This window comes from Tenacibaculum aiptasiae, assembly GCF_008806755.1.
Lineage (GTDB): Bacteria > Bacteroidota > Bacteroidia > Flavobacteriales > Flavobacteriaceae > Polaribacter > Polaribacter aiptasiae.
The window spans coordinates 85,414-103,373 of record NZ_WAAU01000011.1 but is presented as its reverse complement, the minus strand read 5'-3'; the positions used below and the strand labels follow the sequence as shown (position 1 = coordinate 103,373).

Genomic DNA, 17,960 nt, shown 5'->3' with positions numbered 1-17,960 from the left:
AAATTACAAAATTAATTTTGTAATTTGTTTTTATTTACTTATGTTTGCATCCTGATTCTACATAATTAGTTAAGAAAATAGCTATTTAATCAAACAAATGTTATGTTTTTAGGTTTTTGAAGTTTTACCACATTACTTCTTTAAAACTTCACCTAAGCTTTCAGAATTACAAAGTAGCAAATGCTACACGTACTTTTTTTAATATAAAACTATATTTATGAATGCTTATGAATATGGGTTGAAACATTTTGCGGTAAAGTTTCAGCCTCAATCAAATTGTGTCGTTTTTAACGATAAATATAAAATAGAAGGAGATGAAGATGAGCATACCCAAGAAGGGTATATACCAAGCTTATTTAGTTATTTACAAGTGGAACTTGTAAATGGAACACATTTTAAAAAACAGGCTAATCCTAAAAAATTAAATGCAGATTTGGTAGAGGGTTTTTTAATACCAAATAATTATATAACTATTACTGAAAATAATACCTTAGAAGAACTTCCAGGTAGTTATGTAAAGGTGTATAGTTATAATGACAATTATTTTGTTAGAACTGAAAAATCAAATACAGAACATTTAGAGGAGGTTGAAATATTGGGAGCTCAAAAGAATAAAAAAACAGCGAAGCCTAAGATTTTTGGATTGTCTGAGGTTAAACTTAGAGAAATTTTAGAAGATAAATCAAAATCGCTTGTCTTCTTTTTTACAGAAGATGGAGCGGTTTTAGAACATGCTTATTCACAAATTACAACTATTGAAACAAATGAAATTGTATTTTTTTTAGAAAAGAATAGTCTTTTTAATCCTATGTCTGTGTTAAGGATCAAGTCTGGAAGTGGTATAGATAAGGATACAAAACTACCTTTTTCAGCAATAACAAAATTAGCCCAGTTATATAATGTAGCTATAGGAAAAGGAGAGGTAGAGAAAGTATTTAAAAATCATTTTGAAAGTAAAACTTCAAAAGGGGATAATCCACTAGCTACTGTTTTTTATGAAATAGGAGGTTTTATTTTAGAAGTTAAAGCAAAAGCTTTAAAAGGATTGTTGGGAGATCCTTTGGTACTTATTGGAAATGAAATAACAAAAACGTTTAAAACAGATGTAAATCGTTGGGAATATTATAAAGAAGATGGAAGTGTAAATGAAAAATTTGCACCAATTTTTCCTGGATTTAAAGAGTACTTAAATAGTCCTAAAGAAAAAGAAAATGTAGGTGTTACTTTAGAGAGTAAAATAACATCTTTAAAAGAAGAGCTTTCTAATGCAATTAAAAGTGTACCCAATAAAGAATTTAGAGCTTTTTTGTTTAACAAATTAGCTTTTGTTTTTAAAATTACTGACGCTCTTATTGATTTGTACAAAAGTTTAAAAAAATTAATTACATCTAAAAATCTGTTTATTTATTTAAACGCATTTTTTATAGGTGTTTATAATAGTCTTGTAGAGGCTATTGGAGGTATTGTTTCGTTGATTGGTCATATTATAAATTTACCAGCTTATTTATTAAAAATAGACAAAATTACTTTTAAACAAAGTGTTTCATTAGGAATGGAGATGTTGGAAAATGCAACAGAGGCTTTTTTAAAGTTATTTTCAATAAAAAATATAAAGACGCTTTTTAATGGGTTGATTTCAGTTGCTAAGCTATTAATAAACGCTGTGTTAAATCCAGATACAATATTGTCTAAGTTAGCAGATGGAGTAAACTATACAGCAACAAAAGTAGATCAGGTAGGGTACGGTATAGGTTATGTTATTGGTTTTATTGTAGAAGAAGTATTAACAGCAATAGCTACAGGAGGTGCTAAAACAGTAGCTCAGGCTTTAAAAATTACTTTTGAGTCGTTAGCAAAAGCAGTAAGTAAAGGTAAAACTGCAGTTAAAATTGTTGTAAAAAAACCTTCAGATTTTATACATGCACTGTCAGGTTTGTTTAAAAAACTAAAAGAATTAGATGTAGCAAAATTGATGGATGAATTTCTTACATGGATACAAGAATTGATCAAGACAACAAAGCAATTGGCAACAGAGAAATTTGATGATTTATTTAATTTTTCTGAAAAATCATGGTTGAAGAAGTTCAATCTTTCACCAACTAATTTTATAAATGATGTTTTAACACTTTGTCCTGTAAAAAAATAGAGCTATGAGAAATATAATACAATATCTTCTTAAAAGAAGAGAAGTAAAAAGACAATTAAGATTATTTATAAATAATCCTCTTTTTAAAATTGTTTATTTAAAAGATTCTAGTTTAATTCTTGGGTGTTTAGGAGCTGCTTTGAATGAAAGAGGAAATAGAGTTATAACTTGGAATAATGTTATTATTTTTAACGAAACAAAAAAAATATCCTTATCTAAATATGTGAAAAAGTTATATAAAGACTGGAAGAAGTCGAATAAAACTTTAGAAGACTTTATGAATATAAAAGCTCAAAAGTTTTCAAACGAAATTAATGATTTGTTGATTAAGTTTAAATTAAATGTTAAGCCAAACACAGTTACAATTGATTTTTTAAATGAAAGTGGAATAATTGTTTTTAGGGGTATTCGCGAAAACATTGAAAAATACTTTAATTTTATCAAGAAAACTGAGAATGAGAGAAGGAAATTAATTTCGGAAATGAATGAAAGAATAGCTTTGAAAGGAAATAAGTATAAACCTGAAAATGCAATAGCTAAGGGCTATGATGATATTCCTATTAGTAAAGGAGGAAAAGGAGCTTCTCCAGATTTTGATGGCTTAATCCATTATTTATATAATAATGATCCAGCTTTTGGTAAAGTAAGAATTAAAGTAACAGGGAGTAGAGATAAAGATTTTAAACAATGTTTAGAATTAATGAATTTAAAAAAAACTCCAAAAGGATATACATGGCATCATTTAGATGATTTAGATGAAAACTTAGAATGCACAATGCAGTTAGTACTAAGGGATGCGCATGAGGCAACAGTAACACATTTAGGTTCAGCAGGTCAGTTTAATAATTTATTAGGTATAAAAGAAGAATATTTATAATATGAAATTTATTGATACAGAAAAGAGAATAACAATAAAAGAATTAGATTTATTTACAGAGAGTTTTAATTTAAATCTTCCTGAAGAGTATAAGAAACATATTTTAAAATACAATGGAGGGTATCCAGAAGATAATTATTTTCAAGGTAAAGGGATTAATTATTTTCATTCAATAAAATATGGAGAATATGGAAGTTTAGAAGATACTTTAAAAAGAATATCGGATGTTTTACCAGATAATTTTTTCCCGTTTGCTTATGATGAAGGGGGAAATCAGTTTTGTATTTCTTTAAGAAAAGAAGATTATGGTAAAATATATTTTTGCCCAATGGATATGGGAGAGGTAGTACCTGAATTATTGGTAAGTTCTTTTGAGGATTTTATGAGTCAATTAACAGATAATGAGGATTATTAATGAGGAGTTTTTTGTAGGTGGTTAGAAGTTGTTTTGTTAATCTTAATAAAGGAAAATAGCTAAGTGTATTTTGTTATTATAATGGTTTTGATATATTTATAAAAGTTGATTTCTTTGAATTTTTTAACTGAAAATATTGAAGTTATTTTAAAAGAGTTTTTAATAAAAGAGAAATAAAATATGATAGATAATTTAAAAGATGAATTTTAAAACAAAATTTGAAAAAATAACACAACTAGAGTTAAATGAATTTGAGTTGTTATTAGATGGCTTAAAATTACCAGAAGATTATAAGCAACATCTGTTGCAATACAATGGAGGGTATCCTGATGGAGACTATGTTTGTTTTAAGCACCCCAATAAAATAATTCATTTAGAGTATTTTCATGCTGTTAAATCTGGATTAGAAGAGTATTTGTTTTTGAGGAATGTATTGCCTAAGGGGCAGATATCTATAGGGGCTATTCCTGGAGGAAGAATAAGTATTTCTTTAGATGAAGTTAGTTATGGGAGTATATACATATCTTATGAAGATGTAAACCCAGAGAAAATAGCTGATTCTTTTACAGAATTTATAAATGGTTTATTTGAAGCAGATCCAGATACTTATTTTTAAAAGAACCTATTGTTCTGAATGGAGTAGGGTAATTCTTGTTTAGATATGGTTTTTAAAATATTATGATAACATTCACAAAAAGATTTGAAGATACTAGCTTAGAAGAAATAAGTGAGATAGAAAGTTTATTAGAAGCTAAATTGCCTAATGATTTTAAAAGTATTTTATTGATATACAATGGAGGTTATTTAGCTATTGGTTATCAAAAGGATAATTTGGGTGAAATTTATGTTTATTTTTCTAGTGAAGGTCCATATAAAGTAGCAAGCTCTTTTACGGAATTTCTTGAAAGTTTAAAAATAACAGATACAGATTTCTAGAATGGTACGAATAATATTATTCTAACGTCATACTCTAAACTAAGATAAGGAGTTTCTTAGCTGTATGTGTTTAGGATATTTTAATATGCCAATTAATTTTTTTTATCGATAAAAAAATGGGAGCTTATAGTAGAAAAATTATAAATAACTTGAGTAATATGCTATATGAAATTTATAAGAGATGATAAATTGATAAGTTTAAATGATTTGAAAGATTTAGAAAAATTAATTGAATCAAGTTTATCAAAAGATTATAAACAACATATGTTGAGTTATAATGGAGGATATATGTATTCTGAAAGAAGTAAAGTATATTCTTATGAAGAAGAGTATGTTAATTTTGGGCGGTTTTTTGATTTAGAAAAGGTTAAAAAAATGTTTAACCGCAAACATGATTTTTTAAAAAACAGTTTTTTAACGATAGGTACAGTTGTTGGAGGGTATATAGCAATAGGATACAATCAAAATAACTTTGGAGAAATTCATATTTATCATTCTGATGGAAATCCAAAAAAAATAGCTAATTCATTTACGGAATTTATTGAAAATCTTGAAGAAGAAGATGAGTACTTGTAAAATAGTATTGTAATAATAATTTTAACACTTTACTTCAACTGAGGTAAAGTGTTTTTGTATAAAAAGTAGGGTTTTTTAATCGTGATTCGTTTACCTAAAAAATAATTTAAATAAACAGTGAATCATGATAAATATAATTAGAAAATCAAGCTTAGTTTTAATGTTAGTTACTTTGTTAGCTTCTTGTAATGATAACGATGAATTAGTTATAGATAAAAATCCTTTAAATGCTAAAATTGAATTTAAGAAGGCCAAAGGATTAGATATCCAAGTAATAGGGACTAGTGATGATAAAACAGCCGATTATGAGTGGGAAGTTATTGATGAAGTAGAAAAGAAAGCACAACGTTATAAGGCTGAAAATAATGAAGGAAAAGCGGTTTTAGGATGGGGTCCAAGATTAGGAGTTACAAAGTTTACCTTAATCATTACTTCTAAACAACAGAAAGAGCCAATTAAAGTAACAAAAGAGTTTACAAGAACTCAAAAAGAAATTGACGATCATAACGGTAAATAAGTTATAGAAAAACCAGAGTAAATTTACTCTGGTTTTTTATTGTTGTAATATATTTGTTGAATAAACACAACAACAATGGCTAAAACCAAAACAACTTTTTTCTGTCAAAACTGTGGAACACAACATGCACAATGGGTGGGGCAATGTAATATTTGTAAAGAATGGAATACTATTGTTGAAGAAGTAATACAGAAAGAGGAAAAAAGGAGCTGGAAAACGCCGTCAAATAAACAAAAAACAACGTCTAAACCACTTAAAGTGGAAGATATTCAATTGAATCTTGAAGAGCGTGTAGAAACTAAAAATAATGAGTTAGATACGGTTTTAGGTGGAGGTATTGTTAAAGGAGCAGTTGTTTTGTTAGGAGGAGAGCCAGGAATAGGGAAATCAACATTATTATTACAAATTGCTTTAAAAATTCCTCAAAAAGTATTGTATGTTTCAGGAGAGGAGAGTCAATCGCAAATAAAAATGCGAGCAGAACGTTTAGAGGCGAGCAATTCAAATTGCTTAATTCTTACTGAAACAAATACACAACAAATATTTAAAAATATAGAAGAGGTTCAGCCAGATGTTTTGGTAATTGATTCTATTCAAACATTACATACAAATACTATAGAAGCATCGCCAGGAAGTATTTCGCAAATTAGAGAGACCTCAGCAGAGCTTATAAAGTTTGCCAAAGAAACTTCGACTCCAGTACTATTAATTGGACATATAAATAAAGAAGGTAATATTGCAGGACCTAAAATATTGGAGCATATGGTTGATGTAGTATTACAGTTTGAAGGCGATAGAAATCATACCTATCGAATTTTACGTTCTCAAAAAAACCGTTTTGGATCTACGGCAGAATTAGGGATTTACGAAATGTTGTCTAGTGGGTTAAGAGAAGTATCTAATCCTTCAGAAATTTTAATATCAAAAAAAGACGCCGATTTAAGTGGAACCGCAATTGCTTCAACGCTGGAAGGAATTAGACCGTTAATGATTGAAATTCAAGCATTGGTTTCTACAGCGGTGTATGGAACACCTCAGCGAACCACTACAGGGTATAATTTAAAACGATTGCATATGATTCTTGCAGTGTTAGAAAAACGAGCAGGTTTTAAATTAGGGGCAAAAGATGTCTTTTTAAATGTAACAGGAGGTATTCATGTAGATGATCCTGCGATTGATCTAGCAGTAGTAGCAGCTATTTTATCATCAAATCAAGATATGGCGATTAATCCAAATGTTTGCTTTGCTGCAGAAGTAGGTTTGGCTGGGGAAATTAGACCAGTTTCTAAAATAGATCAACGCATTATAGAGGCTGAAAAATTAGGATATAAAACTTTTGTTACTTCTAAATATAATAAGATTGCAAGTAGAGACCATTCTATAAAACTAATTTTGGTTAGTAAAATAGAAGAGGCTTTTGCTACGTTGTTTGCTTAATATTATTTATTTTTTAGTCGGGTTTTAGATATTAAATCATGTCCGCCTTGTTCTAGTCCAAATAAATAAGAAACTGTATCAAAAGGGTTTAATCTTAGCAAAGTTCTATATAAAGTTTTTCTTATACTAGGTTTAGAATTAGTCATATCAACAACTACAGTATTTGTAATCATTTTACCCAATGTTTGACCTAAGAAATATTCAAAAATGAAATAATAAAATATAAAGACTAGATAGTATAATTCTGCATAATCGAAGGAATAAAGTCCACTATATAAAATAAGACTAATAAAGCTTACGGCTAGAGTATCAATCACAAAATTTATTATCCGTGTTCCTTTATTAACCTCATTTGTTTTCATAGCATCTTTATGATTGATTATTTGGTGGCTAAACTATAAGATTCAGGATAAATAATCAAACTCAATTTTGTAAATAAAAAAAACTCTTACACATTACATTATAAGAGTTTTTTTAGTTGTAAGGTTTTTTAACAGCATCCACCACCATCATAGTGATAAGTAGATTCTGAGAAATAAATATCATCTCTGCCTAAAGCTTGTAAAGCGGCAGCAGTTTTATCGCAAATAGCTAATGGTTGATTTTTTAATAATGTATGTCCAGCTCCATCATCAAAATAATCTTCATCACCATAATAAATAGCAGCTTTTCCTGTAAATACACAAGGGCCATCTTCTGGCATTGGATCTTTGATAGCAGCTACTTCAATAGATTCAATGTAAATTAACTCATCAGTTGGGTAATTCTTTGGGTCTAAAATTCTATAAGGTTTTCTAGCTCTAATTTCAATAGTTCCAAAGCCTGCATCGGTCAACATTTTTACATATTCCGCAATAGGTAAGCTCCCACTTAAACAAAGAGCACGTAAACGCTCGTCGTTACGTAGAGTTTCGTTCATAGGTTGCTCACATGTAGGATCGCTCATTACTAAACGCCCGTGTGGTTTTAAAACACGATACATTTCAGCAATAGCTTTCTTTAAATCTTCAGTTTTAAAGATATTAAATAAGCAGTTTTGTGCAGCTACATCAATAGAGTTGTCTTCTACTGGTAGATTTAAGGCGTCTCCTTTACGTAAATCAACAAACTCACTTTTAAACCAATCGTTTTGCTCTTCGGCAACTTTAAAGTTTTTACGAGATGCTTCAAGCATTTCATCTACTACGTCTAATCCTATAACACCACCTTTGTTTCTGTTGAAATAAGAAAACTGTAATAGTTCCATTCCACCACCAACTCCTACATATAACATTTTAGGGTTATTGGTTAAATCACGTGCATGTACAGTAGAACCACAGCCATAGTTCATTTCTTGCATAATACGTGGGATTTTTAATCCAGGTAATTCCCATATTGGATTGGTAGTACAGCATAAACCAACATCAGGTGTTAGTGCAGCTTCTTTGTATACATTATGTGTTGTATCTAAATAACTCATTTTTGTTTTTTTAATTTAGTGTCGATAAATACATCGACAGAAAAAATATCTAATTCACGGGGTAGTATTAATAAACTTACTAAAAGTATAGTTCTGTACATTACATGCGATAAGTCCCAAATAGGTTCCTTTAATCCATGTCCAATTGTTACGATAACTAAAACACTAGCTAAAGCATATAAAGCATAGTCTCTTTTAAAGCCTATTACTAACAAAAAACCAGCAGTTAATTCAATAATAGAAGTGTAATATGCTGTAAATAACAATAAAAAATCTGGAAGTAAATCGCCATAGCTAGCTAAGAAAAAGTTTTTATAAACTGCTTCTAATCCAAATTTAAATACTTTGCCAAATCCTTGAAAAAAGAAAATGAATCCAAGAATCAAACGGATGGTTGTTATTGCTATTTGTTTATTTTTTTGCATTAAATGTTTTTAACTAATTCTTTAAATAAGGTAATCATTTTAGGTTCTGCTTGTCCAGCTATTGCAATGATTTCTGCAATATCAACAGGTTGTAAATTTTTAGGGTCACACTCATCTGTCAATACAGAAATTGCTGCACAAGGCAAGTCTAGTTGTTTAGCTACAATTACTTCAGGAACTGTACTCATACCAACAGCATCAGCTTCTAATATTTGTAACATTCTGTATTCAGCTCTGGTTTCTAATTGAGGGCCTACAACACTAGCATATGTACCTTCATGCAATTGTATGTCGTTAGTTTTTGCGATATCTTTCAATAAAGCATTAATTTTTTTCGAATACGGCTCTAGCATGTCAGCAAAAATATTTCCAAACTCGTTAGCTCCTTTAAAAGCTAATGGAGATCCTCCTTGTAAATTGATATGATCTTCAAGTAACATTAAATCTCCTTTTTTATAAGAAAGATTAACAGCTCCAGCAGCATTTGAAACTAATAAAGTTTGAATTCCTAAAGCATGCATTGTACGAATACCATAAGTTACTTCCCATAAGTTATAACCTTCGTATACATGGAAACGCCCAGACATTACCAATACTTTTTTTCCAGATAAATTACCATAAATTAATTTTCCAGAGTGAAACTCAACAGTAGCTTGAGGAAAGTGTGGGATTTCTGAATAAGGAACTTCATGCTCTATTTCAATTTCATCTACTAGTTTACCTAAACCAGTACCTAATACAATTCCTATTTGCGGGTTTGTTATTCCTTTATTTTGAAGAAACTCTTGCGTTTCTTGTAAATCTAATTGTTTTTTTAGCATTTTAATTTTGTGTTTGTCGTTACGATGTACAAAGTGTTTCCTTTATACTGTTCGAAATAGTTTTTATAAAAATTGTTCGAATGCAGGATTACCTTTAATGTCATCAAAAACATCTACATCGTTTAAGGTTTCTAACAAATGTACTGAAACGTTTTGTAAATCGTTTAAAGTGTCTTGTCTTACGGTAGAAGTACCCCAAGCTTTGTTTTTAAACACTTCTGAATGCAGTTCTTTCATTCCTAAAAGATAGTAACCGCCATCCTCGGCAGGACCTATGACAACATCGTTTGAATTTAGTTTTTCAAAGGCTTCATTAATATGATTTGGCTTTAAATTGTATAAATCGCTCCCAATGATTAAAACCTTTTCATAGTTTTTGTTGAAAGCTTCTTGAAAAGCGTTCTTCATTCGTATGCCTAAATCATCACCATTTTGTTGATGTTTTTGATAATTCGAAGTATCCCAAATATCATTGTTTCTAACTTTTACTGAATAATAGACGGCTTTATCGCAGTTTAAATCTTGTGTAACCTCTTTGGTATGGTTTAGCAAGAATATATAAATGTTTAATGCAGATTCATCTCCTATTGTTTTTGCTAAACGTGTTTTAACTTTTCCTAGTTCTGGGTTTCTAGTGAAGATTAATAGTAAGTTTTTACTCATAAATTTTTTCTCCTTTATGTAACCACTTTCCCCATTCTTTGTTAAAGGCGTGGATTTTTGTAGTAGGTTTATTTTCTTTATTAACAACAGTGTTGTTTTGGTTTTTCCATTCAAAAATACCACCGTATAAATTATAAATATTTGAAAAACCAGCATTGCGTAGCTTTTCGGCAATATCTTCAGAACGAATTCCAAGTGAGCAGTATACTACGATTTTAGTGTTTTTGTTTTCTGGAAGCTTTTTTAAGGTGTTTTCTAAGTTAAAAAAGTCATATCCAACACAAATCGCATTTTTAAGATGGCTTACAGCAAATTCTTTAGGTTCACGAGCATCTAGTAAAATTGCTTTTTGGTCTTTAGCTAAATCACTTACAGAAATATAAGGAATGCTTTCTGTGTTGTGTTTTTTTAATAATTGCTTTAAGTTTTGTTGAGAGAAACAATTCATTGAGAATAAAAGACAGAATACCAAAGTAATTGCATTTACCTTTTTTAAAAACTGAAATTGATATGAAAAAAACTTTAAAAACATTATTTCTATTAGTGGTTGTTTCTACTTTATAGTCTTGGGAAGATGAAGTTCCTTGCAAAGGTAAAACAACAACCTATATTTTACTATATGATTTGACTAGAACTATGGATGAACCTTGTTTTGAAAATATTTTAAAAGATGAAAAGTTCCCTGTTAAGGGAACTTTTTTATATGTTAAGCAACAGTGCCTTGACAACTACTTCCTGCACCTGCAGTACATCCGTAACAATGTTGATTAATAATAATATTTCTGTTTTGAATAAGCTCTTCGTTGTATTCTGAAATATGTTTTACTTTGCTGTCTACTTTTAAATTTAACATTTGGTTAAAATCGCAATCATATAAATAACCATCCCAGCTTACAGATAATGTATTGGTACACATTACATTTTCTACTGCCATAGGATTGTATGCTTCTACTAAAGCATACATATAATCTTCATAGTTTTCAGAAGCAATTAAATAATCTAAAAATCTACTAATAGGTAAATTTGTAATAGCGAATAAGCTGTTAAAATCAATGTTGAAATCTTCTTTTAAAGCTTTTTTAAAGTCAGACTCTAAAGCAGCTTGATCTCCAGGTAAAAATGCTCCAGAAGGATTGTATACTAAATCGAGTTTTAAGTTAGTTCCTTCAATACCGTAACCAACATCATTTAGCATTTGAAGGGCTTTTATCGATTTATCAAAAACACCATCGCCACGTTGTTTATCGGTTTTTCCACGAGTCCAATGTGGCATTGAAGATACTACGTGAACGTTATGTTTTTTAAAGAAATCAGGTAAGTCGTAAAATTTTTTATTAGCTCTAATAATAGTTAGGTTAGAACGTACAATAAAATCTTTAATTCCAGCTTTAGAAGCTTCTTCAACAAACCATCTAAAATTAGGGTTCATTTCAGGGGCTCCTCCAGTTAAATCTAACGTATGGGCGCCAGTAGTTTTTATAACATCTAAACATTGCTGCATGGTTTCTTTGGTCATAATTTCTTTACGGTCAGGACCAGCATCAACATGACAATGCGCACAAACCTGATTACACATATATCCTAAATTAATTTGTAAAATTTCTAATTTACTAGGACGTAGTGGAAACTGATTTGTTTCTTTTATTTTTTTAGCGAATGTAGGTAGTTCACCGTCAGCGAAAATTCCATTTGATAAAATTTCTAACTGACGTTGAGTGTTTGCTAAATCATTGTTTCTTGCTAAAAGCGATTTCTTCATTTGTATACATTATTCTATCAGGTCGAGCGCAGTCGAGACCTAAGCAGTATCTCTCGACTGCGCTCGAGGAAACATTTTTTGAAGAAGGGATAATTACATTTCTAATTTATTCACCTTGTTCATCATTTGAACTCCGTGTACCAAAGTAGCACCACTTTTTATAGCGGCTCCTACATGAATAGCTTCCATCATTTCTTCTTTGGTAATTCCACGTTGTAAACCATCTTTTGTATAGGCATCTATACAGTATGGGCATTGCTCTGTGTGTGCTACAGCCAATGCAATTAAACTTTTTTCTCTTGCGGTTAAAGCTCCTTCTTCAAATACTTTACCATAATAATCGAAGAACTTGTTTCCAAGTTCTTCACTCCATTCTGTTATTTTTCCAAACTTACGTAAGTCAGCCGGATCATAATATGTTTTAGACATATGTTTATTTTAAGTTGAAAAATAAAAATACTACTTTCCGTTTAAACTCCAATCATATTCTAAGAATCGAACCTTAGCTTTAGGGTCTATCTTGGTGTTTGAATATTTGTTTAGGAAATCAATTAATGATCCTTTTTTAGTAAAATCACCTTTAAACCACTCAAATATTTTAGAAAGCTCAACTTTATTTTTACTAATCTTATTTCTATTGGTATCATTAATGAACTTCTTCATTAAGTCTTTGGTTTTAGCTTCGTAATTAGCTTCTGTAAAAGCAAAATTTCCTAATTGAGGACAAGAACCCGAAGCACAATTTACACCTACATGTATTTTAGGATCGTTGTAATCTTTACGTAAAATTTCATGTTCAATATGATTTAATGTGTAAGATTTACCTCCAACTTTTGCAAAAGGAATGCTCCAAGCATCTTTTCCTTTCTTTTTTATTTTCAAAATACTTTTTAAAGGGTAGTTGTCTAAAATTAATTTAATAGTATAGGCATTATAAGCATTTACCCAAAAAGCTTTTGTTTTTGCTGCAGACCATGATTTTTTAGGAGAGGTTTTGGCTAAATAATCTAGGTAAGATTGCAATTTAGCTTCGTCTTTTTTGAATGCTTTGTAGTTTACATTCCCTTTAGTACTTACGTGTTTTTTTAATAGAGCATCGAAAGTTGATGTTTGACTATAAGAGGTTAAGAAAAAAGATAAACTTAATATTAGAAATAAATTTTTCATGCTTATTTGTTTTAAACTGTCTGTTTAGACGTTGACTTATATAAGACATTACAAAGGAAATATAGTTTACTGTAAATGTTCTATTTTTGCATAGCTAAAAAAAGAAAATTGCTAATTTAATTTCAACAGTATTTTTATGTTAAAGAGGTTAATGTTTATTAATTACTGTACCCAGAGAATAGGTTTGTGGGATAAGAAAGATTTAGAAGATGGAGTAAGTCATATATTTAAAACACAATTAACATTTTTATTAACACCGTTTATAATCATTCCCTATTTTATTTTTGCATCTAATATTAATGGAGCATACTTATTAGTAGCTATATATGGTTCATTTATTTGGTATTCTCCATTTGTAAATGAAAAAATAAAAAAAATAATAGTTTTAAAAGAATTGGTGTCTGAATATAAAAAAATTAATATGACAAAAAAAGTATTTAATTTTATGATAGGAATTCTAATAACTGCCTTGTCTGTAGTTTTTCTTATTTTCTCATTTAGTGTCTTTAACTATATTGAATAATAAAGAGTTGAATAACATAATGTAAGTTTTATAATATATGACTAGTTTGATAAGATTTTATCTTAAAGTAAATTATTGTAGCCAAAAAATAGGTAATAGATATAATGTTGAAGGAGGTGTTGTTAATAAAATACTTTTAGAATGGTCGTTTATAACTTCTGGAATAGTTTTAGGAGGGCTGATTCTATTGAAGATAAGGAATGTTTTAGTTGCAGTTTTGATCATGGCTGGATATGTTTATCTTTTTAGATCACTTTTAGCAAAAAAAATAAAAAATTCGATAGATTTTGATTCCTTGGAGATGCATTATAATAGTGCTTCTAAATTAATTAGGTATTTTTATTTTTTTCTGGGATTAATTTTTTTAATATCTAGTGTTTTTATAATGCTTTATATTCTTAAATTTTTTGGTTTATATGTTTGATGGAAATAGGTTTAAATAATGAGAAAATATTCAATTCATACAATTAGGTATAGAAAACATTATTTATTTTTTTTCTTGTCTTTTATAATCTCAAATTTTATATCTCTCGTTTTTATTTCAGAAATAAAGAACTTTATACCAGATGGAGGTGTTTTTTTTAGCTACATTATTTTGAGTATAGTGTTAGCTTTTCTGTTTTTAAGACTTTTTAAGTCAAAATACTTAGGTTATATTGAGGTTGCGTTTACTAAAAAAGAAATAATTATAAAAAATAAAGATGGGGAAAGATTATTAAATGAAAGTATAGAAGATTTAGAGAAAATTAACTACAGATTTATTTTGAAAAATTATCCCTCTATTTTATTGAAGTTTAAAAATGGGAAAAAGATTAAGTTTTATTGTTATGAGAAGTATAATAATGAAGTTGATAATTTAATAATACATTTAAATACGATTTTTAATAAAAAGGATTAAGGATGTTAGAGAGTATAAGTGTATAAAAGTTCTTTTGCTTATGCTAGTTTGTAGTTATATAGGATATATGAATAGTAATAATATAAAGTTATAACGATAAAATGTTGTGACTTTTTTGGTGTAAATAGGTGATTTATAAAGTATGAGTGCTTAGGTTCTTAGGATAAAACTGTCTGTGTTTTAGAAAGAGAAACCAAAAATGTTATAGATTTTTATTTCTTCATTATCTATAAATTCATCTTTATGAGGAGTGACATTCGAACTTGAAATCAAAATGAAAAAGGCAAGAGGGTACATTTATATTTCATTAAAAAATATTAAATTCTATAGTAATTTCTACAACCTACAAGAGCTTAATTGAAAGTTTATTTCAAAAATAAATTGACGTAATATATTAAAAAAACTACCCAATTATTCTCATTAACATTTCTATGTTTTTTTTATTTCTTCTAGAAACAGTTAATACTTTTTTGTTCTTCAAAATAACAGTGTTTTCTTTAATTTCATATATCTGTTTTATATTTACCAATAAAGAACGGTGAATTCTGAAAAAACCTACTTCTCTTAATATATTCTCGTAATATTTTAATTGTTTAGAAGCTATTAATTGTCTTTCCTTTTCCATAAAAATGATAGTGTAATTTCCAGAAGCCTCACACCACATTATGTTATCTATATTAATTAAATTGTATCCTTTGCTAGATGGAATGGATAGTGTTTTGAAACCAGAACTAAAGAATTGCTTTAAAAAAGCATACTTCTGAAGGGTAAATCGTTTTGCTTTTCTTTGTTCATAAGAAGAAACAACGGATTTAAGTTTTTCAAAATCTATAGGTTTCATTAAATAATGTAGTGCAAAATAATCAAAAGCTGTTTCTTTAAATTCACCATAAGCCGTAGTAAAAATAATTTCAAAATCTAAATTATCTAGACTATCTAGTAATTGAAAAGCATCTTTAGTGCCTAGTCGTATATCTAGCAAGACTAATTCTGGGCATAATTGTTCAATTACTTGTTTTCCTTCCTCTATTGTAGTGGCTTCTCCTATTATTTTTAATGCGGGTATGTATTGTTGTATTCCAATTTTAAGAGATTCTAATGCGTTAGGTTCATCTTCAATAATAATAGTCTTTATCATGTTAATACACAGGTATTAATATTCGTGTTTGAGTTCCGTGAGGTGTCTTGTTTGATGGGCTAACAAAAAGACGTTGTGTGTTTTTTGTATCAAGTAATTTTAACCGTTCTTCGATGTTCTTTATAGCAATTGATTCATGATTAATAATACGTTGTTGTTTTTCTTTTGTAGATGTTTCAATTCCTATTCCATTATCATTAACTACACATTCTAATTCTTGATTTATTATATTGAAGGAAATACTAATAAACCCTTTACGTTCTTTTAAGGTTGAAACGCCATGGATAACAGCGTTTTCTACTAGCGGTTGAATTAGAAGTGGAGGTAGATAGATTTCTGAGCTATCTTCTATAGAGTTTACTATTTCAAAATCAAAAGAGTTTCTAAAGCGCTTTTTTTCTAGTTCTATATAGTTTTTAATAATCTCTATTTCTTTGTCTAAAGAAATAATCTCTTTTTTACAAGAAGCTAATATAGCTCGCATTAATACTGAAAATTGTGCTAAATATTGTTGTGCACTATTAGGGTCGTTTGCTAAAACGTATTGTTGAATACTGCTTAAACTATTGTAAATAAAATGTGGATTCATTTGCATGTTTAGAGCTTGAAAACGTAAATTAGTATTCTCAGATTGTGCTTTTAATTGTTTAAAACGATGATTTCTGTGTAAAAAAAACAGAAGTAGTATTAAACAGAAGAAACCAATAATCCACCATAGTTTTTGTTGCTCGGAAATTCCTAATTTTTTATCTATAGTAGTTACTTCATTTTTTAAATTATTTTCCCTTTGTGCAGCAGAATCTAAACGTTTTTTGTAAGCATATTCATATTCTATTGCTGTGATTTTTTGTATTTTCTTTTTATTGAAAAGGCTGTCGCTTAATGTTTTAAACTTAATTTGATTATTATAGGCTTTTTTAAATTGTTGTGTTTTATAATATGTTTTAGAAAGTAATTCAGTAGCTAGTTTTTGATTTTCTACAGATTCAAATTTTTCAGCTAGCTTTAATCCTTTTATTAAATTATATAATGCTTTTTTATATTTTTTTTGATGATAATAAGTTTCTCCAATGCCTATATAAGAAACGCTTTCTCCAAATTGCTTCCCCTCACCAACTTCTAAATTAGTTGATAATCCTTTTTTGAAATATTGAAGTGCTTGTGTGTACTTTTTTGTTTCTAGATGAATTTTTCCCAAAGCATTTAAACAATAAGAAATATGTTCTTTATTACCTATTTCTTGACTCATTTTCAATGCTTTTTTGAAATATTCTATAGCCTTTACATTTTCTCCATTTTCTTTATAAATTCTCCCAATATATCTTAAGCTTTTTACTAGTGAATTATTTTTTTTAGAATCATTTATTTTTAATGATTTTTTAAAGTATTCCAGAGCTGTCTTAAATCTTTCTTGACGAAAATAGATGTCACCAATTTCGTTTAAGCAAAGAGAAACTCCTTGAGTTTTATTGTTTTTTTTTAATATTAGTAGTGCTTTTTTGTAATTTTCAATGGCATGAGGATAATCGCCTCTAACAGCATATATGGTTCCAATATTGTATAATCCACGGCCAACTCCCACTTCATCATTAATTTCTTGCTTTATAAGTATAGCTTTTTTTAAGTATTCTAAAGATTTCTCATATTCTCCTAGGCTTTGGTATAAGGTTCCAATATTATTTAAGCAGGCAGAAACACCATTTTTGTCTTTTAGTTTTTCGTCAACCTGTAAAGATTTTTTAAAATATTCTAATGATTTTTCTCTATTACTTAGTTGAAAATAAGCAACTCCAATAGAGTTAAGATTTTTCGATACTCCTTTTAAGTTACCAATCGCTTTATAAAGAACCATTGATTTTTCAAAATTATCAATTGATTCTTTGAAATTTGATTGATACATATGTGCTTGTCCTGTATAATTTAGACTTACAGCTTTTCCTTTTTTATAATCTATTCTGTCTGAAAGTAGTCTAGATTCATTAAGAATTTTTAACTCCTTATCTAGGTTAGTACCATAAATTTCATAGGCAATAGCATTCAATAAGTTTACTCTAGTAGTGTCCTTTTTGGTATGTGTTTTTAATACATGCTGTAGGCTATCTAATTTAGCATTTTGTGCAAAAGTTATATAGAAATTACTAAAGAAAAATACTAGTAAAGCGTAGATGCTTATTTTCTTTTCAAAACATTTTCTTTTCATATT

General features: G+C 28.7%; 22 protein-coding genes. 10 read left to right on the top strand and 12 right to left on the bottom strand.

Annotated elements, in window-relative coordinates:
• The first annotated feature begins 217 nt into the window (after positions 1–217).
• From F7018_RS07390 to radA, 8 genes are all read left to right on the top strand, one after another.
• Positions 218–2,146 carry a hypothetical protein gene (locus tag F7018_RS07390; RefSeq protein WP_150899402.1) on the top strand — a complete coding sequence of 643 codons (1,929 nt, stop codon included), beginning with the start codon at positions 218–220 and terminating at the stop codon, positions 2,144–2,146.
• 4 nt (positions 2,147–2,150) lie between these two features.
• Positions 2,151–3,023, top strand: coding sequence for an HNH endonuclease signature motif containing protein (locus F7018_RS07385; protein ID WP_150899401.1), 873 nt, complete (start codon positions 2,151–2,153; stop codon positions 3,021–3,023).
• Between the two features lies 1 nt (position 3,024).
• On the top strand, positions 3,025–3,438 hold the full coding sequence (locus F7018_RS07380; RefSeq protein WP_150899400.1) for an SMI1/KNR4 family protein: 414 nt from the start codon (positions 3,025–3,027) through the stop codon (positions 3,436–3,438).
• A 199-nt stretch (positions 3,439–3,637) separates the two neighbouring features.
• Entirely contained in the window at positions 3,638–4,054 is a 417-nt protein-coding gene (locus tag F7018_RS07375; protein WP_150899399.1) for an SMI1/KNR4 family protein, read from the top strand.
• 62 nt (positions 4,055–4,116) lie between these two features.
• Entirely contained in the window at positions 4,117–4,374 is a 258-nt protein-coding gene (locus tag F7018_RS07370; RefSeq protein WP_150899398.1) for an SMI1/KNR4 family protein, read from the top strand.
• Between the two features lie 165 nt (positions 4,375–4,539).
• On the top strand, positions 4,540–4,950 hold the full coding sequence (locus tag F7018_RS07365) for an SMI1/KNR4 family protein (RefSeq protein WP_150899397.1): 411 nt from the start codon (positions 4,540–4,542) through the stop codon (positions 4,948–4,950).
• A 124-nt stretch (positions 4,951–5,074) separates the two neighbouring features.
• Entirely contained in the window at positions 5,075–5,467 is a 393-nt protein-coding gene (locus F7018_RS07360) for a hypothetical protein (protein WP_150899396.1), read from the top strand.
• Positions 5,468–5,542: 75 nt separating this feature from the next.
• The gene (gene radA / locus F7018_RS07355) at positions 5,543–6,904 is read left to right on the top strand and encodes a DNA repair protein RadA (RefSeq protein WP_150899395.1); all 1,362 of its coding nucleotides are present in this window, start codon (positions 5,543–5,545) and stop codon (positions 6,902–6,904) included.
• Between the two features lie 2 nt (positions 6,905–6,906).
• Here radA and F7018_RS07350 read toward each other — a convergent pair whose 3' ends face one another.
• The 9 genes from F7018_RS07350 to F7018_RS07310 all read right to left on the bottom strand — a co-directional run bounded on the left by F7018_RS07350 (position 6,907) and on the right by F7018_RS07310 (position 13,198).
• Entirely contained in the window at positions 6,907–7,266 is a 360-nt protein-coding gene (locus tag F7018_RS07350; RefSeq protein ID WP_150899394.1) for an RDD family protein, read from the bottom strand.
• Positions 7,267–7,394: 128 nt separating this feature from the next.
• Positions 7,395–8,363: an arsenosugar biosynthesis arsenite methyltransferase ArsM gene (arsM, locus tag F7018_RS07345; protein WP_150899393.1), complete on the bottom strand. Its 969-nt coding sequence runs from the start codon at positions 8,361–8,363 to the stop codon at positions 7,395–7,397.
• Positions 8,360–8,788, bottom strand: a complete 429-nt coding sequence (locus F7018_RS07340; protein ID WP_150899392.1) for a DoxX family membrane protein — start codon at positions 8,786–8,788, stop codon at positions 8,360–8,362. Before F7018_RS07340 ends, arsM begins: the two co-directional genes overlap by 4 nt.
• The gene (locus F7018_RS07335) at positions 8,788–9,609 is read right to left on the bottom strand and encodes a purine-nucleoside phosphorylase (protein ID WP_150899391.1); all 822 of its coding nucleotides are present in this window, start codon (positions 9,607–9,609) and stop codon (positions 8,788–8,790) included. The genes F7018_RS07340 and F7018_RS07335 overlap by 1 nt, the downstream gene beginning before the upstream one ends.
• Positions 9,610–9,672: 63 nt before the next feature.
• On the bottom strand, positions 9,673–10,272 hold the full coding sequence (locus F7018_RS07330; RefSeq protein WP_150899390.1) for a TIGR04282 family arsenosugar biosynthesis glycosyltransferase: 600 nt from the start codon (positions 10,270–10,272) through the stop codon (positions 9,673–9,675).
• Positions 10,265–10,720, bottom strand: a complete 456-nt coding sequence (locus F7018_RS07325) for a rhodanese-like domain-containing protein (protein WP_150899389.1) — start codon at positions 10,718–10,720, stop codon at positions 10,265–10,267. Before F7018_RS07325 ends, F7018_RS07330 begins: the two co-directional genes overlap by 8 nt.
• A 258-nt stretch (positions 10,721–10,978) precedes the next feature.
• A complete protein-coding gene (arsS, locus tag F7018_RS07320; protein WP_150899388.1) occupies positions 10,979–12,031 on the bottom strand; it encodes an arsenosugar biosynthesis radical SAM (seleno)protein ArsS in 1,053 nt (350 codons plus the stop codon).
• 93 nt (positions 12,032–12,124) lie between these two features.
• Entirely contained in the window at positions 12,125–12,460 is a 336-nt protein-coding gene (locus tag F7018_RS07315; RefSeq protein WP_086029663.1) for an arsenosugar biosynthesis-associated peroxidase-like protein, read from the bottom strand.
• A 30-nt stretch (positions 12,461–12,490) separates the two neighbouring features.
• Positions 12,491–13,198, bottom strand: coding sequence for a DUF547 domain-containing protein (locus tag F7018_RS07310; RefSeq protein WP_150899387.1), 708 nt, complete (start codon positions 13,196–13,198; stop codon positions 12,491–12,493).
• A gap of 136 nt (positions 13,199–13,334) precedes the next feature.
• Here F7018_RS07310 and F7018_RS07305 point away from each other — a divergent pair, with 136 nt between their 5' ends.
• Positions 13,335–13,721 carry a hypothetical protein gene (locus tag F7018_RS07305; protein WP_150899386.1) on the top strand — a complete coding sequence of 129 codons (387 nt, stop codon included), beginning with the start codon at positions 13,335–13,337 and terminating at the stop codon, positions 13,719–13,721.
• Between the two features lie 72 nt (positions 13,722–13,793).
• On the opposite strand, the gene F7018_RS18425 is transcribed toward F7018_RS07305, so the two are convergent.
• Positions 13,794–13,946 (bottom strand): hypothetical protein, encoded by a 153-nt coding sequence (locus F7018_RS18425; protein ID WP_175578683.1) that lies wholly within the window; start codon positions 13,944–13,946, stop codon positions 13,794–13,796.
• Positions 13,947–14,163: 217 nt separating this feature from the next.
• Between F7018_RS18425 and F7018_RS18680 the strand changes: the two genes are divergently transcribed.
• Positions 14,164–14,619 (top strand): hypothetical protein, encoded by a 456-nt coding sequence (locus tag F7018_RS18680; RefSeq protein WP_217701363.1) that lies wholly within the window; start codon positions 14,164–14,166, stop codon positions 14,617–14,619.
• A gap of 403 nt (positions 14,620–15,022) precedes the next feature.
• Here F7018_RS18680 and F7018_RS07300 read toward each other — a convergent pair whose 3' ends face one another.
• Both F7018_RS07300 and F7018_RS07295 read right to left on the bottom strand, forming a co-directional pair.
• Entirely contained in the window at positions 15,023–15,757 is a 735-nt protein-coding gene (locus F7018_RS07300) for a LytR/AlgR family response regulator transcription factor (protein WP_150899385.1), read from the bottom strand.
• A 1-nt stretch (position 15,758) separates the two neighbouring features.
• Positions 15,759–17,957 carry a tetratricopeptide repeat protein gene (locus F7018_RS07295; RefSeq protein ID WP_150899384.1) on the bottom strand — a complete coding sequence of 733 codons (2,199 nt, stop codon included), beginning with the start codon at positions 17,955–17,957 and terminating at the stop codon, positions 15,759–15,761.
• Between the last annotated feature and the right edge of the window lie 3 nt (positions 17,958–17,960).